General features: G+C 59.1%; 13 protein-coding genes. 7 read left to right on the forward strand and 6 right to left on the reverse strand.

Features of this window, described 5'->3' with window-relative positions; genetic code table 11:
- Window positions 1–93: 93 nt before the first annotated feature.
- Together DXT96_RS13975 and DXT96_RS13980 are read left to right on the forward strand one after the other, a co-directional pair.
- Window positions 94–336 carry a hypothetical protein gene (locus tag DXT96_RS13975; RefSeq protein ID WP_046799247.1) on the forward strand — a complete coding sequence of 81 codons (243 nt, stop codon included), beginning with the start codon at window positions 94–96 and terminating at the stop codon, window positions 334–336.
- A gap of 12 nt (window positions 337–348) precedes the next feature.
- Window positions 349–720 carry a hypothetical protein gene (locus tag DXT96_RS13980; protein ID WP_153515238.1) on the forward strand — a complete coding sequence of 124 codons (372 nt, stop codon included), beginning with the start codon at window positions 349–351 and terminating at the stop codon, window positions 718–720.
- On the opposite strand, the gene DXT96_RS13985 is transcribed toward DXT96_RS13980, so the two are convergent.
- Window positions 717–1700, reverse strand: a complete 984-nt coding sequence (locus tag DXT96_RS13985) for a Gfo/Idh/MocA family protein (protein ID WP_153515239.1) — start codon at window positions 1698–1700, stop codon at window positions 717–719. The genes DXT96_RS13980 and DXT96_RS13985 overlap by 4 nt on opposite strands.
- A gap of 181 nt (window positions 1701–1881) precedes the next feature.
- Between DXT96_RS13985 and DXT96_RS13990 the strand changes: the two genes are divergently transcribed.
- From DXT96_RS13990 to DXT96_RS14005, 4 genes are all read left to right on the forward strand, one after another.
- Window positions 1882–2442, forward strand: coding sequence for an isochorismatase family protein (locus tag DXT96_RS13990; protein WP_153515240.1), 561 nt, complete (start codon window positions 1882–1884; stop codon window positions 2440–2442).
- Entirely contained in the window at window positions 2442–3425 is a 984-nt protein-coding gene (locus tag DXT96_RS13995; protein ID WP_153515241.1) for a GlxA family transcriptional regulator, read from the forward strand. Before DXT96_RS13990 ends, DXT96_RS13995 begins: the two co-directional genes overlap by 1 nt.
- Window positions 3426–3535: 110 nt before the next feature.
- Complete coding sequence (locus tag DXT96_RS14000) at window positions 3536–4486, forward strand: aldo/keto reductase (protein ID WP_371418864.1); 951 nt, start codon at window positions 3536–3538, stop codon at window positions 4484–4486.
- 1 nt (window position 4487) lies between these two features.
- Complete coding sequence (locus DXT96_RS14005; RefSeq protein ID WP_153515242.1) at window positions 4488–4931, forward strand: GNAT family N-acetyltransferase; 444 nt, start codon at window positions 4488–4490, stop codon at window positions 4929–4931.
- On the opposite strand, the gene DXT96_RS14010 is transcribed toward DXT96_RS14005, so the two are convergent.
- Complete coding sequence (locus tag DXT96_RS14010; protein WP_153515243.1) at window positions 4932–5822, reverse strand: LysR family transcriptional regulator; 891 nt, start codon at window positions 5820–5822, stop codon at window positions 4932–4934. It abuts the gene before it with no gap.
- A gap of 116 nt (window positions 5823–5938) precedes the next feature.
- Between DXT96_RS14010 and DXT96_RS14015 the strand changes: the two genes are divergently transcribed.
- A complete protein-coding gene (locus DXT96_RS14015) occupies window positions 5939–6940 on the forward strand; it encodes an aldo/keto reductase (protein WP_153515244.1) in 1002 nt (333 codons plus the stop codon).
- Window positions 6941–6992: 52 nt separating this feature from the next.
- Here DXT96_RS14015 and pheT read toward each other — a convergent pair whose 3' ends face one another.
- The 4 genes from pheT to rplT form a co-directional block, all read right to left on the reverse strand.
- A complete protein-coding gene (pheT, locus tag DXT96_RS14020; RefSeq protein WP_153515245.1) occupies window positions 6993–9416 on the reverse strand; it encodes a phenylalanine--tRNA ligase subunit beta in 2424 nt (807 codons plus the stop codon).
- A gap of 24 nt (window positions 9417–9440) precedes the next feature.
- Window positions 9441–10523, reverse strand: coding sequence for a phenylalanine--tRNA ligase subunit alpha (pheS, locus tag DXT96_RS14025; protein ID WP_153515246.1), 1083 nt, complete (start codon window positions 10521–10523; stop codon window positions 9441–9443).
- Window positions 10516–11394 carry a phosphotransferase gene (locus DXT96_RS14030; protein WP_153515247.1) on the reverse strand — a complete coding sequence of 293 codons (879 nt, stop codon included), beginning with the start codon at window positions 11392–11394 and terminating at the stop codon, window positions 10516–10518. The genes pheS and DXT96_RS14030 overlap by 8 nt, the downstream gene beginning before the upstream one ends.
- Window positions 11395–11576: 182 nt before the next feature.
- The gene (gene rplT, locus DXT96_RS14035; protein ID WP_097101173.1) at window positions 11577–11981 is read right to left on the reverse strand and encodes a 50S ribosomal protein L20; all 405 of its coding nucleotides are present in this window, start codon (window positions 11979–11981) and stop codon (window positions 11577–11579) included.
- Window positions 11982–11996 lie beyond the last annotated feature (15 nt).

Genomic DNA, 11996 nt, shown 5'->3' on the forward strand with positions numbered 1-11996 from the left:
AAAACAGGGAACGGAGGAGAAAACAAGGGTTCGTTAGGGAAGAAGACGCTAGGTCTTGTCCCGGGCCCGGCAACCAAAGAGGAGGCGGCATCCATGATTTTTCTTACCGCCACAGTGCTTGGCGTCACCGCAGTTGCGTTGCGTTCTGTCTTCAGCATCATTTTCATCTGCATGATGATTATCGGCGCTTATGGCATAGCGATGGCGCTTTCTTCGACAGCCGTGCCGTTGATGTCGCTGCTTTTGGCGCTGGCCGGTTATAATTTTGGCGTCGTCGGTGTCGTCATCGGCCTTCTCGTGCTGCAACGCCCGCGCTCCACTCAGCCGACGCTTTAAAAGCTAACGGCCTTGAGGCTTCCCCACTTTGCGCTGACAGAGATTTACGGACTGGCCGTTGACCTTGCCGTGACCTGTCTGCTGATTTTTTATATCGGTATCGATCCGTTGGCCGCCCGCCTGCCCGGTGCTGCGGCAGGGCTGGCGGCAAGCTGGCAGCTGAACCGTTCAAAGGGCGATACATCCGGGAGGGTGAGCGGATTTCTTACGAAAGCCGTTACACTTACCTCGCGTATCGTCGGCGTTGCGCTGTTTGCCCTGCTACAATGGCGCAATCCTCTGGTGCAGCCACTTATCCCGCTTGCCCTGTCAACGCTCGCCGCATTGGCACTGGCGCTATACGGCTACTGGCGGCTTCAAAGGCAGCGGCTGGATCGCGACTAAACCGTTTCCCAGCCGTCTTTTTCAGCCGCCCGGTAAATGGCGTCGATGAAAAGCTGGTTCTTCCTCGAGCTTTCCAGAGTGACGACTTCGCCCTCACCCTTCGCCGCCCGGGCAAAAGCCTCCGCCTCCAGCTTGTATTGACGGCTATCCTGAAACCTGAAGACTTGCGACTGGTTATGGGCCTGATTGGTCAGCTCGATCTCTTCCGCACCCCAGCGATTGGCGTTGAAGGGTGATTTGACCTCGAGGTAACCATCCGTGCCATGGAAGACCATGAGCTGACGGGCGGCAAGCTGGGTCGACAGATAAAAGCTCAGTTCGAAATCGCCGAAATCGGCCTTGACGCTGGAATAGATATCCGTACCGAATTGCCTGTCGCGCTCAACCGTGCCCTGCACCCGCTTCGGCTCCGCGCCGGTGGCAAAACGGGTTACGATGGTCGGGTAGACACCGATATCCGGCAGGGCGCCACCACCCAGTTCGGGAATATTGCGCATGTTACCGGGATCGCGATTGAAATAGCTGAAAGCGCCCTGCACATGTTTCAGCGTACCGATAGCGCCGGATGCCAGCAACTCCTTCACCTTGGCCCAGACCGGCGCATAGGTGACCATGAAGGCCTCGGACACAATAACGCCGTTGCGGTCGCGTGCGGCGATAAGCGTATCGATCTCTTCCGCTTTCAGCGCAATCGGCTTTTCGCACAGAACATGCTTGCCCGCATCGGCCGCCTTGATGCTCCATTCCACATGCTGCGCGGTTGGAAGCGGAATATAGACCGCATCGATGACATCCGACGCCAGCATCTCCTCATAGGAACCAAAGGCATGCGGCACGGAAAAGCGGTCTGCGACCGCACGCGCCTTGGCGTAATCGCGGCTGGCGATAGCGCTTACCACACAGTTTTGCGCATCCTGTATTGCCGGAATGACGTGATCCTGAGCGATTTTTGCCGTTGAGATTATTCCGAAGCGCAGCATTCCCGTTCTCCACTCTGCCATTTCTCGGAAACTTACCACCCCGGCACCGTGTGGCAAGCCGGCAAAGTCCGATCGCTACAAAGTATGGCTGGATGTGTCCTGCCTTTGTCGGCGTTGTTGCTTTTATCGAAATTCATAAAGGGGAATTATGTTATGAATAAACCCAACGGAGAAACATGAAATGTCCTCTTCTCACACCGCACTGCTCGTTATCGACGTTCAGGAATCCTTTCGGCACACCCCTTATTTCGAGGACAGCGGACTTGCTACCTATCTGGAGAAACAGCAGGGATTGATTGACGGCGCCATGGCCGCGGGAATTCCCGTTGTGCAAATCTTCCATGTTGATGGCGACAAGGCCTTCTCGAAAGACAGCGGCTATGTCCGTGCGCTGGAGGGTGTGGAAATCGTGCCCGACGTAACCTTCCACAAGAACCGTCATTCGGCCTTTGCCGGCACCGGCCTTGAAATCTGGCTGACGCAGAAGGGTATCAACCGGCTGATCGTCTCGGGCATCCGCACCGAACAATGCTGCGAAACGACCACGCGGCACGCTTCCGATCTCGGCTATAGCGTCGATTACGTCACCGAGGCGACGTTGACCTTTCCGATGACGCACGTCTCCGGCACAGTGTTCAGCGCCGACGATATTCGCAAACGCACCGAACTGGTGCTGGCCGGCCGCTTCGCACGCATCGCCACGGTGAAGGACGCGCTTACAACCCTGAAAGAAGCAGCCTGATGGATAGAGGCGGCACACGCATTATTCCCTTTTATACGCTTGTGCCGCCGCACGCGCTGTTACTCGATATTGCCGGCCCCCTGCAGGTGATCCGCTATGCCAATGACGAGCAGAGCGACATATTTTTCGACTGCCGCTACATTGCGGCAAGGGACAGGCAACAATCCTCGATCGGCCTTGACCTGTGCGGGCTGGAGCCCCTGCCGGCGGCACTTCCGGAAAATGCGTTCCTGCTGATCTCCGGCAGCACATCGCGTTCCGAGAGTGAACCGGAAACGCGGCGGGAGCGGCAGGCATTGACGGCATGGCTGGGCCGCGTCGCGCGTATCGACACCACCGTCATTTCCATCTGCTCCGGCGCGTTGCTGGCGGGTGAGGCAGGACTTTTCGACGGGCGAAGCTGCACGACGCATGCGGATTGCATCGAGGCGCTGCGACGCATCGCGTCATTGTCCCAGGTGGCCGAAAACCGACTGTTCGTCGAGGATGGCAACCGCTTCTCGAGTGCCGGCATCTCCACCGGCATAGACCTGATGCTGCATGTGGTTTCCCGGCTGACATCCCCGGCCGTTGCGGCGCGCATAGCAAAAACCATGGTCGTCTATCTCAGGCGCAACGGCAGCGATCCGCAAATTTCGCCGTGGCTGACAGGCCGTAACCACATGCACCCCGCCATTCACCGCGTGCAGGACCGGGTGATGGCCGAACCCGCACGGGACTGGTCGCTGGAAAATCTGGCCAATATTGCGGCCCTTAGCGAAAGGCATCTGTCTCGCCTGTTTCGCGAACATACCGGCATCAGCGTCATCGACTATGTGAACCTGATGCGGGTCAATCTCGCCCGCGATATTCTCGCCAACAGCCGCCTCGATATGGAGTCCATCGCCGAACGGGCGGGTTTTGCCTCCGCCCGGCATTTGCGGCGTGTGTGGCAACAGCATAATCGCCTTCCGCCCAGCCACTATCGCGGCTACCGGAGCTGATCGCGTCAGCTTCCGTCCATTGCCTGATGAGTGCCATCAAAGGAATTGAATGGTTATGCGGATGAGCAGTTGCTAACCTTGCCACAAAGTCAGCAACAGGAGCATTCCCCGTGGAAAAACGAAACCTCGGCCGCACCGGCCTCTCCATCGCCCCGATCGTCTTCGGCGGCAACGTGTTCGGCTGGACAGCGGATGAGAAGACTTCCTTTGCCCTGCTCGACGCTTTTTTCGATGCAGGGTTCAACGCCATCGACACGGCGGATGTCTATTCCGCCTGGGTGGACGGGCATGAGGGCGGCGAGTCCGAGGCCATCATCGGCAAATGGCTGAAGCAATCGAGCGTCAAGCGCGAGGATGCGGTCATCGTCACCAAGGTCGGCTTCGACAATCGCGGCCAGAAGACCGGCCTCAGCGCCAAGTGGATCGCAGAGGCTGTAGACGCTTCGCTGAAACGGCTTCAAACCGACTATATCGACCTTTATCTCGCCCACAAGCCTGACGCCGACGTGCCGCTGGAAGAGACGCTTGCCGCCTTTGCAAAGCTGAAGGAACAGGGAAAAATCCGCGCGATTGGTTGCTCCAACTATTCCGCCAGCCAGCTTCAGGATGCGCTTGATACGGCTGCGAAAAACAATCTGCCGCGTTATGACGTGCTGCAGCCGGAATATAATCTCTATAACCGCGCGGATTTCGAAGGTCCGCTTGCCGATCTTTGTGTGAAAGAAGAGATTGGCGTCATCAATTATTACAGCCTCGCCGCCGGCTTCCTGACCGGGAAATACCGCGCCAAGGCCGATACGGAAGGCGTCGCCCGCAGCTATCGCGTCGGCGAATATGTCAACACGCGCGGCCTTGCCCTTCTGGGCGCGATGGATGCTGTAGCGGTGCAGACAGGGGCCAAGCTTGCCGATATCGCGCTCGCCTGGCTGTTGCGGAAAAAGGCGATAACCGCGCCGATTGCCAGCGCCACCAGCCTGTCGCAGCTTGAAAGCTTCAAACGCGCCGTCGAGCTGAAACTGACCGATGAAATGATGACCCTTCTCGACAAGGCAGGCGCATAAGATGGAGCTTATAATTCGTGATGCGCAGTCGGCTGACCGGGCGGAATGGCTGCGACTGTGGAACGATTATCTCGCCTTTTATGAGGTTGAACTTGCCGATGACGTGACCAACCACACCTGGGCACGCATCCTTGATCCTGCATCACGCGTGTCCATGCGTGTGGCTTCGCTGGGCGACCAGATGGCCGGTTTCGCCATTCATCACTTTCATGATTCCACCTGGGTGAAGACGCCGGATTGCTATCTGGAAGACTTGTATGTCGATGGTGAAATCCGTGGCAAGGGGACAGGCCGAGCGCTGATGGACGACCTCATCGGTATCTGCAAGGAAAAGGGCTGGTCACGGCTTTACTGGAACACCGACGAGCACAATCACCGTGCTCAGAAGCTCTATGATAGCTACGTGAAGAGCGACGGCCATATCCGCTATCGCATCAAGCTCTGATCATGTTTTGAAGCGAAAAAAATCGACGAAAGCCCTCAGCGCCGGCCGCATCTGCCGGCGCGAGGGATAGTAGATGTAAAAACCGTCAAAGGGCGCGCACCAGTCCTCCAGCACGCGGATGAGCCGGCCCTCCCTGATATCGTCCTCGACGCGCTGTTCGAAAACAAAGGCAAGCCCTGCCCCGTCGATCGCCGCCCGGCGGATGAGGCTCTGGTCCGACAGGATCAAGGGTCCCTGGACATCGACCACCAGCGGCTTGCCGTCCTTCTCCAGTTCCCAGCGATAGATAAGGCCGCTGGCGAAACGCCTGCGAATGCAGCGATGCCGGATGAGATCCCTGGGATCGCGTGGCGGTGGATTTTTCGCAAAATAGAACGGAGAACCAACAATCGCGCCGCGCCACGCGCCGCTGGCTTTCACCGCAATCATATCCGCATCGAGGTGTTCCCCGAGCCGCAGACCGGCGTCGAACCCCTTTGCGACGATATCTTCGAAACGATCATCCGTTGAGATTTCGAGCGAAATATCGGGATAGAGCCGCAGGAACTCGCCCAACCGTGGTACGATGAGATCCTCGGCGGCCAGTCGCGGCAGGGTGATGCGCAAGGGACCGGCCGGCCTCCCGCCATGTTCGGCAAGCGTCTCGATGACCGCATCGATATCGGCGAGCGCCGGACCCAGCGTCTCGAGAAGCCGCCTGCCCTCCTCTGTCGGCGAGACGCTGCGGGTGGTACGATGAAGCAGGCGCAGGCCAAGGCTTGCCTCCAGCGACGACACCGCGTGGCTGACGGCGGAGGGCGCTATCGCGAGTTCGGCCGCGGCCTTGCGGAAGCTGCGGCCTTCGGCAACGGCGGCGAGAACGGCCAGTTGGGAGAGTTGCACACGGTTCATTGTTCTAAATGATAGAACAACCCAAGCGGATTTGCAGCGATTATTTTTATCGCCATGAGACGCTATTTTCTGATCACGCCCTGATGACGGGCGGTTCCTTATGGAAGGACGAACAGATGAAACAAAGAACCCTTGGAAACAACCTATCCGTTTCGGCGCTTGGCCTCGGCTGCATGGGAATGACCCATGCCTATAGCCCGACCGGCGATGAAAGCAGTGCAATAGCGACGCTGCACCGCGCCGTCGAACTCGGCGTTACCTTTTTTGATACGGCAGAGGTTTATGGGCCTTACAATAACGAGATTCTCGTCGGTAAAGGCTTGAAGCCCTATCGCGACAAGGTGGTCATCGCCACCAAGTTCGGTTTCCGGATCGACGCCAGCAAACCCGCAGGCCAGATGATGGTGGGCACCGACAGCCGGCCGGAAAATGTGCGCGCCGTCGCCGAAGCCTCGCTCAAACGCCTTGACGTCGATGTCATCGACCTGTTCTACCAGCATCGCGTCGATCCTGATGTCCCGATCGAAGATACGGTGGGCGCTATGGCGGATCTGGTCCGAGAGGGCAAGGTGAAACATCTCGGCCTGTCGGAAGCCAGTGCCGAAACGCTTCGCAAAGCGCATGCCATTCATCCGATTGCGGCCATTCAAAGCGAATATTCGCTTTGGACCCGCGATCCCGAAGAAAATGGCGTGCTGGATACCTGCCGTGAACTCGGCATCGGTTTCGTACCCTTCAGCCCGCTCGGCCGCGGCGCCTTGACGGGTGCGCTGAAGTCACTCGACGGACTTGCATCCGATGATTTCCGTCGCGGCCTGCCGCGCTTCCAAAGTGAAAATTTCGACGCCAATCTGGCGCTCATCAAGCTTCTGGAAGACATGGCGGCTGACAAGGGCGTTACCGCCGGGCAACTGGCGCTCGCCTGGGTTCTGGCGCAGGGCGACTTCATCGTTCCGATCCCCGGCACCACAAAAATTGCCAATCTGGAGAAAAATGTCGCTGCAGCGGATGTTTCACTGACGGCGGACGAAGTCGCGAGCCTCGGTGCGCTGCTCTCGCCGGCAAAGGTTGCGGGGGAACGATATCCCGAACGCATGTCGCAGATGGCCAACCGCTAAAAACAAAAAGCCGCGGCAACCGCCGCGGCTTCTTTCATTCCATCATCCGCTTTCAGGCACGCAGAACGCCGCCCGTCGACTTCTCGACATTGCCGACGATCTTGGCCGTCAGCGCCTCGAAATCCTCGTCCGTCAGCGTCTTGTCGACCGGCTGGATCTGGACCTCGATGGCGACCGACTTGCGGTTTTCGCCAAGCGATGCGCCTTCGAAGATGTCGAAGACATTGACGCCGGTGATCAGTTTGCGGTCGGCGCTGGTTGCGGCCTTGATGATCGCGCCTGCTTCCACTGACTTGTCGACCACAAAGGCGAAGTCACGCTTGACCGCCTGGAAAGGCGAAAGCTCGAGCGCAGGCTTGGTGCGGGTCGCCTTCTTCTTCGGCTCCGGCATGGCATCGAGATAGATCTCGAAACCGCTAAAAGCGCCGGAAACATCGAGTTCGGACAGCGTCTTCGGATGGAACTCACCGAAATATCCGAGCACGACCTTAGGTCCCATCTTGATGGTGCCGGAACGGCCGGGGTGATACCAGGCGGGAGCGCCTGCTTCGATCTGCACATTGGCCATGGGCAAGCCGCAGGCTTCGAGCACCGAGAGCGCATCGGCCTTGGCGTCGTAGACATCCACCGGCTTGCCGCCTCCCTTTGCTGCATTCGACCACATGCGGCCGCTGCCTGCGAGCGAGGCCGTACCACGGCGCACACCGCCTGCGACACGGCGCTGGGCTTCCGGCGTATCGCCCTCATAGGTGCCGGAGACCTCGAAGATCGCGACATCACCATGGCCCTTGTCGGCATTGCGCTGTGCCGCAGTCAGCAGACCAGGCAGCAGCGAGGGCCGCATGTCCGACATATCGGCTGCAATGGGGTTGGCGAGCTTCAGGGCCGGCGACCCGCCGCCGAAGAGCTTTGCCTGCGCTTCCGGAATGAAGGACCAGGTGACGGCCTCGAGCATGCCACGACTGGCAAGCGCGCGGCGCGCAATGCGGGTGCGGATTTGCAGCGTGGTCAGGATTCGGCCGTTGACAGCGCCGAAGTTTTCCAGCGGTTCCGGTTTGATATTGTCGACGCCATGGATGCGCATGACTTCTTCCACCAGATCGGCCTTGCCATCGACATCCGGTCGCCAGGACGGGACGGTGACGGAAACGCGCTCGCCCGTACCCTCGACCCCGAAACCGAGACCTTTGAGAATGGCGAGGCTCTCCTGCGAAGAGACTTCAAGGCCCGTGAGGCGCTTGACTTCCGCCAGCGGGAAATCAACGATCTTGGGCTGGTGGCCCTTGTAACCGACGACGCGGGCTTCGCCGGCAACGCCGCCGCACAGTTCCAGAACCAGTTCTGTGGTGCGTTCCAGACCCGGAACCATATAGTCCGGATCGACGCCGCGCTCGAAACGATAACGGGCATCGGTGATGATGCCAAGCGAACGGCCAGTCTTGGCGATATTGATCGGATCCCAAAGTGCGGACTCGATCAGCACATCAACGGTGTTTTCATCGCAGCCGGAATGTTCGCCGCCCATGACGCCGCCGATGGACTCGAGGCCCTTTTCATCGGCAATGACGACATTGTTCGGGCCGAGCTTATATTCCCGCTGGTCGAGCGCGAGGATGGTTTCACCCTCCTTCGCGCGGCGAACCGTAAGGTCGCCCTTGACCTTGGCAGCGTCGAAGACGTGCATCGGCCGGCCCTGATCGAAGGTCATGTAGTTGGTGATGTCGACGAGCGCGTTGATGGGGCGCAGGCCGATCGCCATCAGGCGCTGCTGCATCCATTTCGGGCTGGGGCCATTCTTCACGCCGCGAACGATGCGCAGTGAAAAGCCGGGGCAAAGCGCCGCATCATCCAGTTCCAGCTTCACATCAACAGGCGTTGCACCTTCAACCTTGAAGGATGGCGCGGGTCTCGTCTTCAGCTTGCCGAGACCGGAAGCGGCGAGATCACGGGCAATGCCATAGATCGAGGTGCAGTCAGGACGGTTCGGCGTCAGGTTGATTTCGACGACCGGATCATCGAGACCGGCATAGGTGGCGAAGGACGTACCAACAGGCGCATCCTGCGGCAGATCGATGATGCCGTCATGGTCGTCGGAAATGTTGAGCTCTTTTTCGGAGCACATCATGCCGTGGCTTTCGACACCGCGAATCTTACCGATAGCCAGCGTGACATCGATACCCGGAACATACATTCCGGGACGCGCCAACGCGCCGACGAGGCCGGCGCGGGCGTTCGGCGCACCGCAGACGATCTGCACCGGCTTGCCGTCACCGACATCCACCATCAACACCTTGAGGCGGTCAGCCTCAGGATGTTTTTCAGCAGAAACCACCTTGGCAATGACGAAAGGCTTGTAGGCCGCCTTGTCGTCAACGTCCTCGACTTCGAGACCGATCGCCGTCAGCCGTTCGCAAATCTCGTTCAGCGTCGCATCGGTTTCGAGATGCTCTTTCAGCCAGGAAAGAGTGAATTTCATGTCTTTGCTCCTTGGCTAACCGGATTAAACGCTCAAACCGCCGAACAGCGTCGGCATGTCGAGCGGGCGGAAGCCGTAATGGTTCATCCAGCGGACATCGGCGTTGAAGAAATCGCGCAGGTCCGGCATGCCGTATTTCAGCATGGCGATGCGGTCGAGGCCCATACCCCAGGCAAAGCCCTGATATTCATCAGGATCCAGCCCGCCGGCGCGCAGCACATTCGGGTGCACCATGCCGCAGCCGAGGATTTCCATCCAGTCGTTACCTTCGCCGAACTTGACGATCGGGCCGGAACGGTCGCACTGGATGTCCACCTCGAAGCTCGGCTCCGTGAACGGGAAGAAGGACGGGCGGAAGCGCATGACGACGCTGTCGACCTCAAAGAAGGTCTTGCAGAACTCTTCCAGCACCCAGCGCAGATTGCCGACATGCGCTTTCTTGTCGATGACAAGACCTTCGACCTGATGGAACATCGGCGAATGGGTAGCGTCGGAATCCTGACGATAGGTCTTGCCGGGAATGACGATGCGGATCGGCGGCTTCTGGCTTTCCATGGTGCGGATCTGCACGGGCGAGGTATGGGTGCGCAGCACCTTGCGCTCGCCCTTTTCATTCGCAGGCAAGAAGAAAGTGTCGTGCATCTCGCGGGCCGGATGGCCTTCGGGAAAATTCAGCGCCGTGAAGTTATAATAGTCGGTCTCGATGTCCGGGCCTTCGGCGATCGAAAAGCCCATATCCGCGAAGATGGCGGTGATTTCATCGACGATCTGGCTGATCGGATGAACGCGGCCACGCTCGGCTGGAGACTGGCGAACCGGCAGGCTGACATCCAGCGTTTCCGCCTTCAGGCGGGCGGTAATCGCGGCATCCTTCAGGCCGTTCTTGCGCTCGCCGATCAGGTCGGTGATTTCGGTCTTGAGCTGGTTGATGGCGGCACCCCGGGTCTGGCGCTCTTCCGGCGTCATGCTGCCAAGCGTCTTCAGAAGCTCCGAAACCGAGCCCTTCTTGCCGAGTGCGGAAACGCGCACGGCTTCGATGGCCGGCTCATCGGCAGCGGCGGCGATCTCCGACATCAGTTGCGATTTCAAGGTATCAAGTTCAGTCATCTTTTCCTGCCTTGCCGGTTTTTTTGAGAGCGGCTTCGGGGTTCACAGCATTCATCAGATAGTCGGTCGCCATGATAAAGCGTCGCAGATCACTACCCATCCGCACGCGCCCGATCAACCGGGCAACCGGTAAAAATCGCCCGAGAATGCCGGTGAGGCGGCACAATTCTTCCAGCGCCCGGGGCGGGGCGTTTTCACGCCAGCGGGAAAAGGCGGCGTCACAGGTTTCCGGCGCGTCACAGGCGCGTGTCGCGACCTGTAAAAACAGTAGCCAGATATCGCGCGCCTGCGCCGTTTCCAGTGGCATGACCTCCTGAGGGCGCTCCTCGAAATCCATGAAACCGACACGGCCCTCTTCAAGAAAGAAGTCGCGCACATGCGGGCGTCCATGGCACAGACCCGCCGCATGCAATTCACCGAGCGCCTCTGCAGATTTCACGAGCAGGGCATCGTGCTCGGCCGGTCGCGCTGCCTTAATCACATCCATCCGCTCCATGATGGTGGGGCCGACATCGCCCAGAACGACGGCCGTCAGCGAGGAATAGATGATGGGTGGCACGGGAAAACCACGGGCCTTGAAGACCTCCAGCGTTTCGAGTTCGCGGCGCATCAGTCCGACACCGTCTAGCGGCGGCGAAGGCCGCATGAAGGTGTAGGGAAGGAGTTTTGCGAGAAAAGTCTGCAGCTTCATCCACCAGGACGGCGTTTCCGTGCCCTGACGCTTGATCCAGACTGTGGCGGTGGAAAGCTCAAGTTTCTGCACACGGCGCTCGCTCTGAAGCAAAGCCCGCATCAAGGCCGCGATATCGCCATCCTCAAGATGGACGCGGAAACCCTTTGCCTTTTCCACTTCGCTTGCGGCAACCAGCATTTTTTGCCCCCGGGAGCCTCCCCGGACAAATACCGGCCGATGCCCCACCCTTTTGTCTCCGACAAATCCGGTGAACAGCGCCTGACGCTTTTGCCGGAATTGCCATGAACGTCTAAAACGAAAAACCCGCGCCGGAGGACCGGCGCGGGTTTTAAATGAACAACAGATTGTCCGCGCCGTAATTACTTTACAGCGGTTTCAAACTCATTGGTCGTACCGGCATCCTTGAGGTACTCAAGAGCCTTCTTCGCCGTTTCGACGAGTACACCGAATGCTGCCGGCTCATGGATAGCCATGTCGGACAGAACCTTGCGGTCGACTTCGATACCAGCCTTGTTCAGGCCGTCGATGAAGCGGCCGTAGGTCAGGCCGAATTCGCGAACAGCAGCATTGATACGCTGGATCCACAGAGCGCGGAAGTTGCGCTTGTTAACCTTGCGGTCGCGGTAAGCGTACTGCTTGGAACGATCCACGGCAGCCTTTGCTGCGCGGATGGTGTTCTTGCGGCGGCCGTAGAAGCCCTTGGCTGCCTTGAGTGTCTTGGTGTGCTTGGCGCGGGAAGTTACGCCACGTTTTACGCGTGCCATGTCATGATCTCCTTA

Source organism: Agrobacterium sp. ICMP 6402 (genome assembly GCF_009498615.1).
In the GTDB taxonomy this organism is placed as follows: domain Bacteria; phylum Pseudomonadota; class Alphaproteobacteria; order Rhizobiales; family Rhizobiaceae; genus Agrobacterium; species Agrobacterium burrii.